We start from the raw sequence: 18,451 nt of genomic DNA, 5'->3' as shown, positions 1-18,451 counted from the left end.
TCAGCCTGTGTTTAACTGATGTATCAGCGCACAGGTTGGACGCTTTTTTGTCACTTTACTAGATTATTGTTACTACCCGGCGCAAAATCAGCCACTGATGATGCACCAGTAGCTCATTCTCAAATCCTTACTTCGGCCAACGGCTTCACTCCTCAAACCTCTGTTAATGAGACAAGCATCTACCGAAGCAGTGGCGATGACTGCGACGAGCAGAACCCGGACCTGGGTACTATTCTTGAAACCGGAGGTTATTTACCTGTTTATATTAATGTGACGGCCCAGGCTCCCAACTATGGGTACACTAATATTGGGATCATCATTATTGGAAATGACGGGACTACCCAGGAGCCAGGCAATCCAAGTGCTCCGGCTTATAGTGATGGAAATAATAATCAGGGGGGAGTAGCTAACAGCGTAAAGGAAGACCCATTCGGTACAAATTCTTGTGAGCGAGACTATGTAACCTCTAATCCTTTAATTGCAGTTCCAATATCAGTGAATCGAGGTGCTGTCGATAAATTTATGAATGATACCTTTCCGAAACAAATTGATAATGGGGATGCTCCAGAGAATGCTATAAAGCATGCACTTTATCAAGCATTAAATACATGCTCGTTTGGAGCTACCCACACGCGTGAGATGGCTGAACGACATGAGGAGTGCGATGGAGAGAGGGCTGGTAGTGATGCTTCGTTCAGGATGGATACTCATAATAATAATGTTGGTATAGATATAGGGAAGAAGTGGGAAGTACATGGTTGTAACCCAGCTAACTTGGTAGGACTTGTTTTAGAGGCATTTCAAAAAGGAGATTTAAGAAAGATTGATGGCACCCGAACCCCTTAATTTATGATCATGCTAAGAATTTTTTTTTGCGCCTGTTTAGTGGTCCTAACCTGTAAATCTGCGCCCCCTAAACCCATAACGGTCAGTTTTAATGGAAATAAATGGCAGTTTCCACTCTCCGTAGGTGAGGCTGTAAAACAATATAATTTGTCCTACAAACCACCTGGCCATTATTATACCGAAAGCCAAACCGGCAGCGTTGTTACCCTGGAATATCTGTTTCAGGCGGGTGATTTTGATAATGAACATCAGCCTAAGGAAGTTCTCTATGATAGACAAGTCCATTCTTACATTCATTCATTTCCATTCCGTCCGGGGCTTATGGATTCACTCCGTCATGTTCTGGAGGCTCAGTTTAAGCAGAAAATGGTTATGGATAGTGACACACAACGATTTGGCCTTACTAAACTACCAGCTAATTTACAAAACATGCTGCCTGATGGAGGGTCAGTTACGTATGGACTCATTCGTGCCGATTCGTCGTTGAAGGTGGGGCTTCGTAAGCCGCCAACTTTTTCAAAAAGTAGCCCACAGTTTATAGAAGTCCTGTTTCTCTACAATCGGTCGGAAGAACAAATAGAGAAGAGGATGATTAGCTTCTAGAAAAGGTAAGTAATTCTATAAATCCTCTCCACCCACGAGACATATTTATAAAGCGTTCAGCCTGTGTTTGACTAAATTATCAGCGCACAGGTTGGACGCTTTTTTGTGATCTTACTCACTAACAAAATTTTTACCCATCTCTCGCTAAACCTTCTGGCGCTCAACGAATCATATTAGCTCAATGATTCCTCTTTGGTATGGATACGTTTGCCAAAAACGCTCAGGATATTGCCCGACTGCGCTACCTGTTCAGCCGGGCCGGTTTTGGGGCTACCCCCACCGAATTAGATGAGGCCTCCCGACAATCGCTGCGGAAAAATGTTCGCCAGCTTTTCAACCACAGCCAGTCGGTCGAGCCGCTTAAGGTGGTAGAACCCGACCAAAACGAGTCGAAGAAGCAGTTGAAAGGCATGTTTCAGAATGGGCAACTCGACAAAGACATGCTCAAAGAGCGCATTCGGCTCAATGTGGAGAAAGTGCGTGACCTCAATCTGCAATGGCTCGACCGAATGGCTACCGGCACCTCGGCCCTCCGCGAAAAAATGGCGCTTTTCTGGCATGGGCACTTTGCCTGCCGGACGCAGGGGCGCAATCCGCTCTTTATGCAGCAATACGCCAACACCCTTCGGCAACACGCCCTGGGCCGCTTCAGCGATTTGCTGATGGCGGTGTCGAAAGAACCGGCCATGCTGCAATTTCTGAATAATCAGCAAAACCGAAAAAATGCACCCAATGAAAACTTTGCCCGCGAGGTGATGGAGTTGTTCACGGTTGGGCGCGGCAACTATACCGAACGCGACATTAAGGATGCCGCCCGCGCCTTCACGGGCTGGCAATACACACTCGACGGTCAGTTTGTTTTTCGGGAGCGGGTTCACGATGAAGACGAGAAAACAATTTTCGGAAAAACGGGCGCGTTCAAAGGCGAGGACGTGATAGCTATGCTGCTCGAAAATAAGCAGACGGCCCGGTTCGTAACAACCAAAATTTACCGATTCTTCGTCAATGAAAACGAAGACAAAAAACGGGTCGATGAACTGGCCGACCAATTCTATAAAAGCGGCTACGACATCGCAAATCTGATGGAGACGATTTTCTCCGCCGACTGGTTCTACGATGCCAAAAATCAGGGGGCGCACATTAAGTCGCCGGTGGAGTTGCTGGCCGGTTTGCGTCACACGCTCAACGTTCAGTTTCAGCAGCCGCAGGCACAGATTTTTGTGCAGCGCACGCTGGGCCAACTGCTGTTTTATCCACCAAATGTAGCGGGCTGGCCGGGCGGCAAAAGCTGGATAGATTCGTCGAGTCTGTTGTTTCGGATGCAACTGCCGGGCTATATTTTGAAAGCCAACGATATCGCCGTGCGCCCAAAAGAGGATGGCGATGTCAACACGGAGCCATTAGCCCGAAAGGGAGGGGCAAAGTTCCAGACGACGGTCAACTGGGCCGAGTTTGAAGCAGCCTTTGCCAAAACGACCGATGCTGATTTGATTAATACCATCGCGCTCACGCTGTTGCCGTTTCCGCTCCGGCCTGAGCAACGTGCGTTGATCGACACGCAACTCAAATCCGCGCCAACCCGCACCGAACGAATTCAAGCCGTAACGGCGGCCCTCATGAGCCTGCCGGAGTATCAACTCACTTAATGGAGAAAGAGTGAAAGAGTGAAAAATCTGCCGGATGGCTTCACTCTTTCGCTCTTTCGCTCTTTAACCATGAATCGCAGAAACTTCCTCAAACAATCGGCTTTCACAACGGCGGGAACCATGCTGATTCCGCACTTTCTGAAAGCCTACGAAACCCAAACGCTGGGTCAGGTGTCCGGTACGAACGGTAAAATCTTAGTCGTTGTGCAGCTATCGGGCGGTAACGACGGTCTGAATACTGTTGTCCCCTACCGAAACGACATCTACTACCGCGAACGGCCAACGATTGCCATCCGCCCCGAAAAAGTATTGACGCTGACCGACGAAATTGGCCTTCACCCGGCCATGACGCCCCTCAAGGCCCTGTATGACGAGGGTTTGGTAACGGTCATCAACAACGTTGGCTACCCGAATCCTGACCGCTCGCACTTCCGCTCGATGGACATCTGGCAAACCGGCAGCGATTCGGATCAATATCTCCCCACGGGTTGGGTTGGGCGGTATCTGGATGCGGCCTGTTCGGGTAAGGCACAGCAACCTTTCCGTACCATCGAAGTGGACGACACGCTGAGTCTGGCTCTCAAAGGCAATACGCTGAATGGACTGGCCGTGTTGGACCCCAAAAAACTGTATAACCAAACTCGCTCTGGACTTGTGAAGGGACTGAGTAACGGGCATAAAGTCAGTACAGATTCGCAGCACAGCAACGAACCCGAATCAGTGGCATATCTCTACAAAACGCTGGCCGAAACGGTCTCCTCGGCAGAGTATGTCTACGACAAGGCGAACCAGAGTGGCGGTCCCGTTCATGCTACATCGACCACCTATCCAAATCATGAACTCGGTCAGCGATTAAAAACAGTCTCGCAACTGATCCAGTCGGGTGTGGGTACGAGCGTGTATTACGTGTCCATCAGCGGGTTCGACACGCACACCAATCAGCCGGGTCAACAGGAACGATTGCTGGGGCAATATGCCAGCGCCGTTGGCACCTTCATGGACGATTTGAAAGCCGCCGGGCGGCAGAACGATGTGCTGCTGATGACGTTTTCGGAGTTTGGTAGGCGGGTGAAACAGAATGCCAGCAACGGTACTGATCATGGAACGGCCAATAACGTGTTTCTGATTGGCGGTGGCCTGCCCTCACGGCGCGTGCTGAACGAAGCCCCAAACCTAACCAACCTCACCGACGGCGACCTGACCTATTCGGTTGATTTCCGGCAGATTTACGCAACGCTCCTGCACGATTACCTCGGTGCCGATGACGTGGCGATTCTGGGCCGGAAATTCGATGCCCTGAAACTGGCGTAAGTCATTAGTCTCAATCACCAGTAGTTAGTCGTTCGTGGCTGACGCAAAAGCTACAGACTCGCGTCAGCCACGAACGGCTAACTACTGGTGACTGAGACTAAAAAAAATCGGCGTCATACGCTCAAAATCTCCCTTAATCTGCGTTATTTCGCAGAAAGTCAACTGGTTTCCTCTGAATGGTAGGTATTATTATGGGTAGCCTTTCCGACCGGAAGGTCATGCAGGAGGCCGCCGACGTGCTGACCGAGTTTGGCATACCGTGGGAAATGGATATCGTGTCGGCTCACCGAACGCCCGAAAAAATGGTCGACTATGCCAAAACAGCCCACGACCGGGGGCTGCGGGTTATTATCGCCGGGGCAGGCGGAGCCGCTCACCTGCCCGGCATGGTTGCATCGCTCACAACGCTTCCCGTTATTGGTGTACCGGTTAAATCAAGCAATTCGATAGATGGCTGGGATTCGGTATTGTCGATTCTGCAAATGCCTGCCGGTGTTCCGGTAGCCACAATGGCACTCGACGGTTCGCGGAATGCGGGTATTCTGGCCGCGCAGATTATTGGCACCTTCGATGAGGCCGTAGCCCGTAAGCTTATCCAGTTCAAAGAAAATTTAAAAGAAAAAGTGGCCGATATGAGCCGTCAGTTAATGGATAATGTATAATGTACAATTAATTGGGGCCGCTTGGTCGGTAAGCTACCCTTCCGGGCTCGCTATTCATTATCCATTGTTCATTATCCATTAGTCATTCTATTCGTTAACCCATGAATACCGAAAATCAAGCCTCCAACCCCCGTCCGGCCCGAAATTCCAGTCTGCCTGCCATTACGCTCGTTGTGCTGGTTGGCCTGATAGCCGCCCTGCTTTATGTGGGGTATGGCTACGTGACCGACGATACAAACGGCTCCGATGAATTGACCAACGTGGCACTCGACACGGCCTCCCAGCAGCCGCTGGCACAGAATGACCCCGAAATGCTGATGGCGCCCGAGGAGGCCGATACGTCGTCGCAGCCAGCCCCGGTCGATCTCTCGCAGGCAACTCCGCCTGCCGATGCGCCCGAAGCCAACGCCAAAGCGGAAGAAGTAGCCGAAGACAATCGGGAAACCACCGATGATAAAGAGGAGCCTGACGAAAAGCCCGTTGTTGAGAAACCAAAGGCCGAGAAACCGAAGGTTGAAAAGCCGAAAGTGGAGAAGCCTGCCGAAAAACCAAAAGCTGAGGTAACCGTTGAAAAACCGAAAATTAAGCCGGGGGGTGTTTCGAGTTCGCACACGGTTGGAGCGGGCGAAACGTTCTATGGCGTGGCTACTCGCTACAACATGAAACTGGCTACCCTGAAAGCGCTTAATCCCGGCGTGTCGGAGAGCGAAGTTAAAGCAGGCATTACGAAACTGAATGTGAAGGCGATGGCCGTCCACACCGTCGGGCCGGGCGATGTGCTGCGGGTAGTGGCTCAGAAATACGGTGTAAGCAAAGAAGCCATCATGCGGGCCAATAGAAAAGATAAAGACATCGCTACGCGGGGCGAAAAACTGATTATCCCCTTCCCGGAGAAACAGTGATTTTTTGTAATCTGGAGTGTGAAGCGCGTCGGCATCAACTTTGACAAAGTTCTAAACTTTGTCAAAGTTGATGCCGACGCGCTTCACACTCCAGATTACTTTCTCTCATAGGCCAGCCCCACCGTAAACCGGAAGTCGTTGTTTTGCCGCCCCGGTCCAACCAGACTTTCATAGGCATTGGCAACGGTCGAGCGAAGGCTAATGACTTCGGTCAGTTTTAGCTGAAGACTCAAACTGGCATTCCAGCGGACGTTATACTGACCCAGTGCGGGCTGATAATAGGCCGTGTGCGTTAGGGTCCATCGGTTGTTACCGAACGCATATTCGCCAAACAGACGTACTGAATTGCGAAAAATAAGAATGTCGCTGCGTTCAATAAAATCCGTGCTTTCGTGCAAAATCACATTGGTAACGGAGATATACGTCCCGGTTCGATTCAATAACTTGTAGCCCAGCCCGGCGGCTGCCGTCCAGCGGTGATTGATCTGGCGCAGGTTGCTTCGTTCATAGGAGCCGAAGGCTAAATAATACAGCCGTTTTTCGTGCCGAAACGTCGTTCGTAAATCACCAAACCACTCGCGTTCAGCCAGAAAACCACTTTGTTTGCCATACACAAACGACGGGTTACTCGATAACTTGAACGAGTGGCTTAGCGTGTAATCGACCGCGCCTGCAAGTTGCAGCAGGACACGGCTTACATTGCCTTCCGTTATCGTTCCATCCGCCGTAACCTTATACCGATACAGGGCAACGGTGGAATCAGGTTCATCGTGGCCTAAATCGTCTGTATCCACACTGCCGGAGTCGATTGGTGCATTGGCCAGCGTACTATCGGGCGAGGGGCGGGATGGCCGCAGCGGGTCGGGCTGCTCAACAATCTGAGCGCTTGAGCTGTAATGAAAGAGAAGGGAACCGAGCAGAAGAAGAAATAACCGCCTATTTTTCACGGAATGCCGAAGTAGTGAGGGCGCAACTTAGAAAAAAAAGATACATTTGGGGGCTGACCCGCTGGTCAATTTATCGAATAGCTACGTCAATTAAGTCTCTGTTTATGACTCGCTGGGGAATTTTAGGGCCGGGCCGCATTGCCCATAAATTCGCGCAGGACCTGCTGACGCTGCCCAATGCACAACTGTATGCCGTAGCTTCGTCCAATCAGCAACGAGCCGATGAATTTGCTGAAACGTATACCATTCCCCACGCCTTCGGGTCGTATGAGGAGCTGCTTACCCTGCCCGATTTAGACGTGGTCTATGTAGCTACGCCCCACGTCAAACATTACGAACACGTCATGATGTTGCTCAATGGAGGAATCTCTGTTTTAGGTGAAAAACCCTTTGCCATGAACGGCCGGCAGGTTGACGAAATGGTCGGGACTGCGCGGGCCAAAGGCGTGTTTCTGATGGAGGCCCTGTGGAGCCGGTTTATGCCGGGGATTGAGTTTGCCCTGGATTTACTCAAATCAGGCGCCATTGGCAAAGTCCTTTCGGTGAAGGCAGATTTTGGCTTCAAAGCGCCGTTTCTGCCTGAAAAACGACTGTTTAACAAAGAATTAGGCGGTGGGTCATTGCTCGACATTGGCATTTACCCGCTGTTTTTATCCTATCTGATTCTTGGAAAACCAGCTACCATCAAAGCATCGGCAACGTTCGGGAAAACCGGTGTCGATGAGCAGTGTGGCATCGTGCTGACCTACCCCGGTGGTCAACTCGCCCTGTTGGACAGTACCTTACTGGCGTCAACGGATTGCGTGGGGCTGATTCAGGGCGAGACCGGGCAAATTCGCATTCACACCCGCTTTCACGAAACGAAAGGGGTAACCCTCAAACGCGATGAACACATGGCAACCCCATTCGTGTTCGAACGCAGTACACATGGCTACGATTATGAAGCCCAGCATGTGATGCACTGCCTGGCCGAAGGCCGCACTGAAAGCCCGCTCTGGTCGCTCGACGACAGCCTGAATTTGATGACCCTCTTAGATGCGGTTCGGGCCGAAGCCAGCATTGTGTATGAATAATGAACAATGAATAATGTATAATGGCTGGTTGAACGTACTTACCTTTGCTCGTTATTCATTTTACATTGTTCTTTCTTAAATGGACCGCTACGCTCAGCGCGGGGTTTCCGCCAGTAAAGAAGACGTTCACAACGCCATTGCCCAACTCGACAAAGGTCTGTTTCCCAACGCATTCTGCAAAATTGTGCCCGATACGCTGGCGGGCGACCCCGATTTCTGTACCATCATGCACGCCGACGGCGCCGGCACGAAATCGGCGCTGGCCTATCTCTACTGGCGCGAAACCGGCGATTTAAGCGTCTGGCGCGGCATTGCTCAGGACGCCGTCGTGATGAATACCGACGACCTGATTTGCGTTGGCGCAACGGGCCCCATGCTGCTGTCATCGACCATCGGGCGTAATAAAAACCTGATTCCGGGCGAGGTTATTGCCGAAATTATTAACGGCACGGAGGAAGTTTTGCAAATGCTGCGCGAGCATGGCATCGAGATTTACAGCACCGGGGGCGAAACTGCCGACGTGGGCGATCTGGTTCGGACGGTGATTGTCGACAGCACTGTGATTGCCCGGATGCGTCGCGATCAGGTCATCAGTAACGACCGCATTCAGCCGGGCGATGTGATTATTGGGCTGGCTTCCTCTGGGCAGGCAACCTACGAAACGGCCTACAATGGCGGTATGGGCAGCAATGGCCTGACTTCGGCCCGCCACGATGTGCTGGCCCATTACCTCGCCGGCCGATACCCCGAAAGTTTCGATCCAGCCATTGAGAAGAGTTTGATTTACAGTGGTTCAAAACGATTGACGGATGATGTAGAAGTGGTAAATGGCCAGGTAGTGAACGTTGGTCAACTGATTCTGTCGCCCACGCGAACCTATGCACCCGTTGCCAGCGTATTGCTCAATGAACTCCGACCCCAAATTCACGGTATGGTTCACTGTTCGGGTGGGGCGCAAACGAAAGTGCTGCATTTTGTGGAGAATCTGCATATCATCAAGGATAATCTATTTCCGATTCTCCCCCTGTTTCGGCTCATTCAGGCTGAGAGCAGCACGAGTTGGCAGGAAATGTATAAGGTTTTCAACATGGGTCATCGGCTGGAGATTTACCTGTCTGAAGCCAACGCCCAGCGAGTTATTGAGATCGCCCAATCGTTCGGTATTGAGGCTCGCGTCATTGGGCGCGTAGAAGCCTATGCAGGCAAACGGGTGACTATACAAAGTGAGGCAGGTGAATTTGTGTACTGATCTTTGTCGCTATAAATCCAGAAATTGATACCTTGCAGGCTGATGGCGGTAAGTAACCATCTGGCTTGCGTATGCTCAAAAATTACCTGCTGTCGTTTAGCGTATGGCTACTGTTTACGAATCTGGTTCTGGCCCAGACGCCGTTTACCGCTACGTGGAATTTTGAAGGAAATTCCAACGGAAACTCATCGAGTGGATTAGTGAATGCTTCGCCAGCCACCTATACGGGGGTGAATTTGCTGGCTGTTAATCAGTACACAACGGGCTTTGCAGGTTTGGGTGCTAATGTGCAGAACTGGTCTACCTCGCTTTGCAATCAGACCGAATATGTGCAGTTTTCCGTACAACCCGCTGGTTCGGCAACGATCACCTTAACAACGTTGTCATTTGCCTTTGCTAATTCGACACAGGGGCCGCAACAAATCAGTGTTTGGTCGAGTGTCGATGGGTTCGGTAGTGACATCTACTCGTCGGGCGTTGCCGCAAATTACCAGACAGCCACCATTTCATTAAGCAATCCGGGATTTATTAACCAGTCGGGGTCGATCACCTTTCGTATTTATGCCTGCAACCCAATGGCCAGCGGGGGAACGCTCAAATTGGATGAGATTCAGATTAATGCAATCGCGCTCCCCGTTACCTTGCTTTCGTTTACGGCCAAACCCGAAGGCGACCGCGTTCTACTGGCCTGGGCAACGTCGACCGAGCGCGACGCCCACCGCTTTGTTGTGGAGCGAAGCCGCGATTTGGGCGAGTACGTAACCGTGGGTGAAGTAGCCGCCAACGGCACAACGAACGAGCGACAATACTACGGTCTGACTGATCTGAACCCCGAACCCGGCATCAACTATTACCGGTTGAAACAGATTGATTTTGCCGGTGCCACTCACGAATTTAAACCCGTGTCGGTCATAATCCAGGCTCAGGAACCGATTGTGGCAGTATACCCGAATCCGGCCAGCCCCGACCGGATTCATCTGCGGCTGTGGAATGCGGACGACGCAACCGTGCGTTTGCTCACCATAACCGGCCAACCGATAAACTGTCAGGTAGAACGCCAGCCGGGCCAAGCTGACTTACTGATTGAGCACCCGTTGCCAGCGGGACTATACTGGCTGGCTGTACAAATCAACGGGAAAAAGCGAGTTATAAGCCTACTAATTCGATAAGACCTCTTTATGGGTATCATGGCGAAAACTGACCCTTCAGTCGTTTTTTAGTAGTTTTTCACTAAGTACATACTAATCAATTGGTTACTTATAAATGACGCGATTAGTTTTCCAGACTTAATATTGGCTTAATTATTCTGGATTTATCTTTGATTACTCATTTAGTAAATCATACTCAACACCGACTCGTATGAACCGATTTTTACAGGTTACCGTAGCCAGCCTGCTTTTGTGGGCGGTGGCCGCTTCGTCTTATGCCCAGACGACATTAGCCCAGTGGAATTTTGATAATTCACTGCCTGGGCCACCCACCGTTATCACGAATGTTTCGGCAACAAACGCAACCATTGGGTCGGGCGTTACCGGGCCAACCTATCCGCAGGGCAATCCCGCAGCGGGGAAGGCATTTTCGGGATCGGGCTGGAACGTGCCCAGCTTCGATGCCAACAAGTACGTTCAGGTGAGCCTGAGTCCGGCGGCCAGTTACACAATGACCTTAACCCAGCTTGCCTTCGATGAGCAACGCTCGGGTACGGGGCCAACCACCTGGTCGTTGCGCTCAAGTCTGGATAACTTTGCCGCTGATCTGAACACGACACCCTCTTCAACAACCTCGCCTACGTCGAATGGCTCGTTTACAACCCGTGTCGTGTCGTTGAGCGCAACTACGGGTTTTCAGAACCTAAGTGCGCCTGTTACCTTTCGCATCTATGGCTATGGGGCCAGTGGCGCAGCCGGAACCTGGCGATTCGATAACATAACGCTAAGTGGTACCGTTGCACCCGTTAATTCGAGTGCGCCCCTGATCTCCATCAATCCCGCGGCACTCACTAATTTTACTACCATCCCCGGCACACCTTCGACAGCTAAATCCTATACGGTTTCTGGTGCAAACCTGACAACCGATATTACCGTAATAGCGCCAGCGGGTTATGAGATTAGCAAAGACAATGGGGCAAGCTATGCGGCTACGCAGACACTACCGCAGTCGGGTGGGAGCGTGCCGAACACGTCAGTTAGTGTCCGGCTGACGGGTGCTGGCAGCGGTACACTTACCGGCAACATCACCAATGCCAGCGCTGGAGCTACTACGCAGACTGTAGCCGTTAGTGGCACTGTTGATCCGGCCAACGTGCCAACGCCCATCGGAACGGCGCGGGGACAGGTTGGCACAACCGTTACCATTCAGGGGCGGGTAACGGTGAGCACCCAATTTGGCGGTAAACTATTTTATATACAGGATGCTACCGGCGGAATCGCTGTTTACGACCCGAACATCAGCTATGGTAATCAGGTTCAACTCGGCGACCTGGTGCAGATAACCGGCCCAGTCGCCCTTTTCCAGGGCAAAAAGGAAATCAACGGAGTCACTGCCTTCTCGAAAGTAGATAATAGCAATCAGCCCGTTACGCCCCAGACGGTTACAATTAATCAACTGGCTACGTATGAAGGTCAGTTAGTCACGATTCAGAATGCTACCATCGGCGGTTCGGGTGGAACGTTTCAGGGCGGTTCGGCAGGTACGTACCCGCTTACCACCAGCGATGGAACCGGCGAGTTGTTTGTGTCGAGCGCCAGTGATCTGGTTGGCGCTACCCGGCCTACGGTTCCGCTGTCGGCAACGGGTATTTCGGAGCGGTTCATCGCAACCGACATGTCGAAAAATGTGGTGCAACTCAATCCCCGTGCGAAGTTCGATATTCCCGGTTCCGATGCTCAGCCTCCGCTGCCAACTACCATAACCTGCCCCAATGGACGGGATATTAGTGATAATGACCAGACACTAAGCGTAGTAAGCTGGAATCTCGAATGGTACGGCTTCGATGGCGGCAGCTACACCTGCACCAACGGTTCGAGGACGTATGCCGACAATGGACCAACGAACGAAGTTCTTCAGGCGCAGAACGTCAGGAGTGTGATGGATGCCTTCAACGCGGATATTTACGTATTGCAGGAGGTGAGCGACCAGAATCGGCTGGTGCAGAATACTCCACCAGGCTATGCCCTGAGTTGCTCCGAGCAGTATACGTCGTACTTCTTTCAGGATTTATGCGATGCAAACGGAAACCCGCAGGGGTTTAACCCGACGGCCATTAACCAGAAGGTTTGCGTGATGTATAAAACCAGTGTTGTCTCTATAGTTGCTGCCGAGAGTAAACCACTGCTGGCTACCAAGTATAATTACACTGGCACTCCCCGCAGCAGCGCCTGGGCATCGGGCCGGTTGCCGTATTTGTTTGTCGCCAATGTAACAGTCAACGGGCAAACCCGCAAGGTATACATCATTGATATTCATGCGAAATCGGGTTCGGCGCAGGAAGATTACGACCGCAGAAAACAGGATATTATCGATCTGAAAGCTGAATTAGATGCGAATTATGGCAATGCGAACCTGATGCTGGCCGGCGATTACAACGATGATGTCGACCAGTCGATTGCAGCAGGTAACCCGTCGTCCTATGCCAACTTTGCCACCGATGCGAACTACACCATCGTGTCAAAAGAACTCAGCAGCAACAGTTGCAATACCGATGCCAATTTTGCCGACGCCATCGACCACATAACCGTATCGAACGAACTGGCTCCGGCTTATGTGGCTGGTTCAGCAGCCTCGGTGCGGCCCGGTATTGTCAACTATGCAACAACAACCTCCGACCATTACCCAACCTTTGCCCGGTTTAATTTGGCCAGCGCGCTGCCCGTTCAGTTGGCGTCGTTCGGAGTCAAAGTGGTGGGGGAGAACGTTGCTGTATCCTGGACAACGTCCAGTGAAACAAACAGCGCTTATTTTGATGTTGAGCGCAGCCCCAACGCGCGGGAGTTTAGTGCTATTGGCCGGGTAACGGCTGCGGGCGACGCCCAGAGTCTGAAAACGTATGGGTTACTGGATGAAAATCCGCTGCGTGGAACGAGCTATTACCGATTAAAACAGGTTGACCTTGATGGAAAAACGACCTATTCAACAATTGTATCGGTGGTGCTCGACAACTTAACCCCGGCTTTTGAACTGCTGGGTAATCCAACCGATAACCAGCTTATTCGGATAGCTGTCCGTAACCTGCCCAACGCTACTTACCACCTCACAACGCTCACCGGGCGCGAACTATCACTAAAAGCACCAATCGAAACCAATGGGGTACTGACGTTTATTCCAGGGCAAGCTCTTCTGCCCGGCGTTTATTTCTTCCGTGCCGAAACAGACAAAACCCGACTTGTTCAAAAGGTGATTGTTCGGTAATTGAGAGAAAACAAAAGCCGGGGATTGAGCAGCATAACGCTCAATCCCCGGCTTCTTTTATGGTTGCCTGTTAGCGAGATTTTCAGGCTAAGGCAGGTTCCGGCTCCTCCACGCTCACCGCTTTCACGTCTACCTTCGGCGGCAGCAGTTTATAGAGCACCGGCGTGACAATTCGGGAAAGTAACGTGCTGGAAATCAGGCCCCCAATGAGCACCCAGGCTAAGGGCGAATAGAGCGGGTTGCCTTCCAGGGCCAGCGGCATCAGGCCGCCAATGGCCGTTAAAGATGTCAGTACAATAGGTACGAATCGAACTTCGCCCGCTTCTTTGATGGCTTCGACCAGCGGCATCCCTTCTTCGCGCAGGTGATTGGTGAAATCGACTAACAGAATCGAGTTTTTAACTTCAATACCAATCAGGGCGATCAGGCCGATGATGGCCACGAATGAAAACGGATTACCCGTTATTAGTAGCGCGGCAATGGCGCCAATAATGCCCAGTGGGATGACCGACAGCACAATCAGTGTGCTTTTGATGGTGCCGAACTCCAGAATCAGCACGGCCAGAAAACCGAAAACCGTAATCAGAATAATCGTCCCTAATCCACCGAATGATTGCTCGCGGCTTTCGAGTTCTCCGGCGGCCCCGTATCGAAAACCGTTCGAAAACTTCATGGCATCTAATTTTTGCAGTACTTCGGTATACACATTGTCCACCAGATAACCCGTTTTAACGAAGGCCGTTACCGTAACAAAGCGGTCTTTATCGTAGTGGCGGATAAGGTTTGTGCCCGTTTCAAATTCTATGTCAGCTACTTGCCGCAGCGGTACGGCTCCCCCCGTTACGGTGTTGACATACAGGTTATTTAGTACGGATTGGTCAGCCGTGCGACCTTTCGGCAGGGTGACATTAATCGTGTAGTCATCGTCATCGTTAGGGGCTTTGAAGGTGCCCACGTTCAGGCCCGCAATGGCCAGCCGGATGGTGCGGTTGATGTCGGCGATAGACAGGCCCAGCAAACCCGCTTTCTCTTTATTAATCTTGATACGGAGGTCGGTTTTGCGGTTAGCCAACGGGTTGTTCACGTAAATGGTGCCGGGCGTTTGCTTTAGAATAGTTTCCACGCGGGCCGCAACGGTTCGCAGCGTGTCCAAATTCTCACCAAATACCCGGATGGCAACAGGGGCGTCCTGAGCGGGTCCCTGCTCAAAATCTTTCACCTCAATTTTGGCATTCGGGTAGAGGGCGAATTTCTCCCGGTATTTATCAATCATGGCCCTTTTTTCGGCGGGTTCAACATCGTTCAACTGCACAAAAAACTGCGAAAAATTGGCTGATTCGTTGCGTTGAATAATGTTGTAATAAATGCGGGGTGTTCCCCGGCCAACGTTAGTGGTAAAGTGCTTAATGGCCGGGTCGCGCTTAAGTTGGCTATCGACATAGCGGGCTACGCGGTTTGTCTCGCTCAGGCTGCTGCCATCGGGGGTTTCGATGTTAATCAGAAACTGCGGCTTTTCAGAGGCCGGGAACAGGCCGAATCCGACCTTGCCCGCCAGCGAAAGCGCACCGCCAAAAATAGCAAGCGCCACCAGTAACGTAATGGCCGGGCGGTTAAGCGCCACATTCAGTAACTTACTGTATGACCCGCTGATGAGTTTTTTCAGCGCACGCAAAAAGATGTTCCCTTCGGGGTTATGGCTGTGCTTCAGAATCCGGCTCGATAAGAACGGTACGATGGTGAGCGACACCAAAAGGGAGGCCAGTATGGTTGTCACGACCGCCATCGGCAGTGAGCGGATGAAGTCGCCGGATGCTTCGGGCAGGAACAGCAGCGGCATAAACGCCAGAATCAGCGTGACGGTGCAACCAATAACGGCCAATGTAATCTGACTGGTAGCCCGGATAGCGGCTTCTTTTTTGGAATACCCTTCGCGCAGATACCGCTCGATGTTTTCGACTACCACAATACTGTCGTCTACCAGAATCCCCAGCGCGACAATCAGCCCCACAATACTCAACTGATTGATACTGTAGCCGAAGGCGTTGAGCAACGAGAGGCCAATGGCCAACGAGAGCGGAATCGAAATCATGACCACGATAGCCGCCCGGAAACCTAATGGCAGCAAGGTCAGCGAGACTAATAAAATGGCAATGGCGAAATCAAGCGCAAAATGATTTAATCGTTTACCAACGCTGGCAGCCTGGTCGAAATTCTTGACCAATTTGATATGGGGCGGCAGTGTTTTAGCGAAGTTCTCAATGACCGGGTTAATCTTCTTGCCTACCTTGTCGATGTTCTCACCGATTTTCTGACTGGCCGTTACGAGTACGGCCCGATGGCCATCTAACCGCGTAATGTGGGTTTCGTCTTCGAGGTTGTAGTCAACATCGGCAATGTCGCGCAGGTGAATGATTTTCTGCCCATTGCTGGAGACAATCGTATTCCTGATTTCATCGAGCGACTGGTAATCACCTGCTGTTTTGACGTTGAACTTACGCGAGCCAACCTGAATACTGCCGCCCGGAATGTTGGCATTTTCGGCCTGTAGTGCGCCCACAACGCGGTTGGTTGGAATGCCTTCCTGCGCCATTTTTTCGATGTTGAGCGACACCCGAACTACCCCCGCCGACGTGCCCCAGTCCTGCACGTTTTTCAGGCTGGTAATTTTCTCAAGGCGTTTGGTCAGTTCCTCGGCGTAGTTGCCTAACTCCTTATCCGAAGCTACCTCCGACTGCAGGGCTACCTGCACGATGTTCACATCGGAAGGGGAAAATTTGATGATGTTTATCTTGAATACATCGGAGGGCAGTTCATTCCGCAGAGCGCCTACTTCGCGCACCATTTCCTGGTATTTTTCGTCGGGGTCCTGGCCATATTCATACGACACCCGAAACACTGCCAGCCCATCATCAACGCTGGTAATGACGTGTTTGATGTTGTCGAGTTCGTTGAAGCGTTTTTCAGCCGGGTCAACGACCAGTTCCTCCATATCGAGGGCATCGGTGCCGGGATATACAACGGCTACGGCGAATTCGGGCGCCGTAAATTCGGGGTCTTCGCCCCGGGGCATGTTCAGCAGCGAGTTAATGCCGAGGGCGGCTACACCCAGAAACAGCACCAGCATAAACTGCCAGTTTTTGACGGAAAATTCGGATAAGTTCATGTTTTTTAAACACAGAGGGCACTGAGGGCTTCACGGAGATAACCGAGGTCTCCGTGTTTCTCTGCGCTTTTATTCTGTGTTCTCCGTGTTTAAATGGTTATTTCACAACTACGCTTGATTCTTCAGTCAGAAACGCCGACCCTGCCGTAACGACATTCTTTACACCCGCTAACCCATTGGTCAACAAAACTTTATTGCCGTCTAAAAAACCAATTTGCACCGGTGTTTTGCGAACACGCAATGGTCCGGCGCCCCGGTTATCGTCGGCTAATACATACACGAAGCCGTCTTTACCATTCCCTTCCACAATTGCTTCGACGGGCACAAGGGTGTATGAGCGACTCTGTGCTGGCACAATCGTTACTTTGGCAAATAGACCGGGAGCGAACTTCACCGCGCCATCGGCACCGGGATTGATTTTTACCTCCACTTCATACAATTTATTGGTCGGGTCGGCGGCCTGTGCCAGTTCGCTGATAGTGCCGTTAAATGTGCGGTTAGGGTATGCGTCGAGGAGGATGCTGGCCCGGTTGCCCAGCCGAAGCCTTGCCCAGTCTTTGTCGGACACGCCCACGCGCACAACCCAGTCGCTTCGGCGGTTCGACGAAATCAGGTAAACCGATGCGCCCGGCGCAATGTATTCGCCTGCATTGGCAACCTTGCGCGTCACGGTCCCGTCTACCGTCGAGCGGATTTGGGCGTAGCTGCGGTTAAACTGTGCTATGGTTAGGCTTTGCTTCGCCACGCTGGTGCCGGTCGTAGCGTTCTGGAGTTGTTCGAGCGTGGCAGCCGTATCGGCATAAAGGCGTTGAACCCGGCCAAAATCGCGTTCGGCTTTTTCGTTGGCGAGTTGGGCCTGGCTCACCTGGGCGTTGATTTCGGTGAGGTCGAGTGTGGCTAAGAGTTGCCCCCGGCGAACGGACTGGCCTTCTTCAACAAACAGGCGGTCGATGATGCCGCCAACTTTGAACGACAGTCGGGCTTCCTGCGCCGACGACACCAACCCCGAAGCTGCAATCGGCTCTGCCCGCACAACCGTGCTTATGGGTGCGAGTTTGATGGGTACAACCGATATGTCGGACTGGACTTCGGCAGCCACCGTTGTTTTTTCGGTCGGGCCGCGTTCGGTGGTTCCATTGTCGGCTTTGCTGCCGCACGCCCACAGCGCAACGGCAAGGAATAGAGATAGAAGGATGTGTAGTGCTTTCATAATTTTGACAGGAAAGAAATGAGCAGAAGCGTGTTAAGACTAAGCAACAGACACAGGGGCGAATAAAATTTGGTGTCTAAGTCGGCAAAGCGGCTGTTTCGGACTCGCTTGGAAAAGCCGACATACCGAAAATCGCCGATGGCCCGCAGGAGAAAAATACCGGCCAGCAACCAAAGGCCATACTGACTTAACCAGCCCGGCACGAACGAATCGACCCCAGCCAGCCGACCAATTTTATACAGGTAAAACAGACTCATCGTTCCAAAAATAACAGCTACAACCAGCGTTAGTCCCCGACCCGGTTGCCTGACTGCCGTACCGCTTCGTTGGGGCAGTGCCGCCTGAGCGCCCCAGTTGCCGCCAAGCCCCCAGTAGGTATGGATGCCGCTGATTAGCAGTAAAATGGCGAAGTTGATAAATGCTGGTATCATC

Annotated in this window: 14 protein-coding genes; 10 read left to right on the top strand and 4 right to left on the bottom strand. The window is 51.8% G+C overall.

What is annotated here, in order from left to right; all coding sequences use genetic code 11:
- Nucleotides 1–18 precede the first annotated feature (18 nt).
- The 6 genes from ACYVI1_RS30880 to ACYVI1_RS30855 all read left to right on the top strand — a co-directional run bounded on the left by ACYVI1_RS30880 (nucleotide 19) and on the right by ACYVI1_RS30855 (nucleotide 5,970).
- Nucleotides 19–846, top strand: coding sequence for a DUF6973 domain-containing protein (locus ACYVI1_RS30880; RefSeq protein WP_460915466.1), 828 nt, complete (start codon nucleotides 19–21; stop codon nucleotides 844–846).
- A gap of 3 nt (nucleotides 847–849) precedes the next feature.
- A complete protein-coding gene (locus ACYVI1_RS30875; protein WP_460915464.1) occupies nucleotides 850–1,449 on the top strand; it encodes a hypothetical protein in 600 nt (199 codons plus the stop codon).
- A 197-nt stretch (nucleotides 1,450–1,646) separates the two neighbouring features.
- A complete protein-coding gene (locus tag ACYVI1_RS30870; protein WP_460915462.1) occupies nucleotides 1,647–3,095 on the top strand; it encodes a DUF1800 domain-containing protein in 1,449 nt (482 codons plus the stop codon).
- 69 nt (nucleotides 3,096–3,164) lie between these two features.
- The gene (locus ACYVI1_RS30865) at nucleotides 3,165–4,406 is read left to right on the top strand and encodes a DUF1501 domain-containing protein (RefSeq protein WP_460915461.1); all 1,242 of its coding nucleotides are present in this window, start codon (nucleotides 3,165–3,167) and stop codon (nucleotides 4,404–4,406) included.
- A gap of 176 nt (nucleotides 4,407–4,582) precedes the next feature.
- Nucleotides 4,583–5,068: a 5-(carboxyamino)imidazole ribonucleotide mutase gene (gene purE / locus ACYVI1_RS30860; RefSeq protein WP_460915460.1), complete on the top strand. Its 486-nt coding sequence runs from the start codon at nucleotides 4,583–4,585 to the stop codon at nucleotides 5,066–5,068.
- Between the two features lie 101 nt (nucleotides 5,069–5,169).
- The gene (locus tag ACYVI1_RS30855) at nucleotides 5,170–5,970 is read left to right on the top strand and encodes a LysM peptidoglycan-binding domain-containing protein (RefSeq protein ID WP_460915459.1); all 801 of its coding nucleotides are present in this window, start codon (nucleotides 5,170–5,172) and stop codon (nucleotides 5,968–5,970) included.
- A 95-nt stretch (nucleotides 5,971–6,065) separates the two neighbouring features.
- Here ACYVI1_RS30855 and ACYVI1_RS30850 read toward each other — a convergent pair whose 3' ends face one another.
- Complete coding sequence (locus tag ACYVI1_RS30850) at nucleotides 6,066–6,917, bottom strand: DUF481 domain-containing protein (protein ID WP_460915457.1); 852 nt, start codon at nucleotides 6,915–6,917, stop codon at nucleotides 6,066–6,068.
- 104 nt (nucleotides 6,918–7,021) lie between these two features.
- On the opposite strand from ACYVI1_RS30850, the gene ACYVI1_RS30845 reads away from it, so the two are divergent.
- From ACYVI1_RS30845 to ACYVI1_RS30830, 4 genes are all read left to right on the top strand, one after another.
- Nucleotides 7,022–7,990 (top strand): Gfo/Idh/MocA family protein, encoded by a 969-nt coding sequence (locus tag ACYVI1_RS30845; protein ID WP_460915456.1) that lies wholly within the window; start codon nucleotides 7,022–7,024, stop codon nucleotides 7,988–7,990.
- 79 nt (nucleotides 7,991–8,069) lie between these two features.
- Complete coding sequence (locus tag ACYVI1_RS30840) at nucleotides 8,070–9,239, top strand: AIR synthase related protein (protein ID WP_460915455.1); 1,170 nt, start codon at nucleotides 8,070–8,072, stop codon at nucleotides 9,237–9,239.
- Nucleotides 9,240–9,310: 71 nt separating this feature from the next.
- Nucleotides 9,311–10,408, top strand: coding sequence for a T9SS type A sorting domain-containing protein (locus ACYVI1_RS30835; protein ID WP_460915453.1), 1,098 nt, complete (start codon nucleotides 9,311–9,313; stop codon nucleotides 10,406–10,408).
- A 190-nt stretch (nucleotides 10,409–10,598) separates the two neighbouring features.
- Nucleotides 10,599–13,646, top strand: coding sequence for an endonuclease/exonuclease/phosphatase family protein (locus ACYVI1_RS30830; protein WP_460915451.1), 3,048 nt, complete (start codon nucleotides 10,599–10,601; stop codon nucleotides 13,644–13,646).
- Nucleotides 13,647–13,728: 82 nt separating this feature from the next.
- Here ACYVI1_RS30830 and ACYVI1_RS30825 read toward each other — a convergent pair whose 3' ends face one another.
- The 3 genes from ACYVI1_RS30825 to ACYVI1_RS30815 all read right to left on the bottom strand — a co-directional run bounded on the left by ACYVI1_RS30825 (nucleotide 13,729) and on the right by ACYVI1_RS30815 (nucleotide 18,450).
- Complete coding sequence (locus ACYVI1_RS30825; protein ID WP_460915449.1) at nucleotides 13,729–16,809, bottom strand: efflux RND transporter permease subunit; 3,081 nt, start codon at nucleotides 16,807–16,809, stop codon at nucleotides 13,729–13,731.
- A gap of 97 nt (nucleotides 16,810–16,906) precedes the next feature.
- On the bottom strand, nucleotides 16,907–18,019 hold the full coding sequence (locus tag ACYVI1_RS30820) for an efflux RND transporter periplasmic adaptor subunit (protein ID WP_460915447.1): 1,113 nt from the start codon (nucleotides 18,017–18,019) through the stop codon (nucleotides 16,907–16,909).
- Nucleotides 18,016–18,450, bottom strand: a complete 435-nt coding sequence (locus tag ACYVI1_RS30815) for a DUF3995 domain-containing protein (protein ID WP_460915446.1) — start codon at nucleotides 18,448–18,450, stop codon at nucleotides 18,016–18,018. Before ACYVI1_RS30815 ends, ACYVI1_RS30820 begins: the two co-directional genes overlap by 4 nt.
- Nucleotide 18,451: the final 1 nt, after the last annotated feature.

The sequence above is a fragment of the Spirosoma areae genome (genome assembly GCF_054781775.1).
This window is presented reverse-complemented; position numbering and strand designations above follow the sequence as displayed.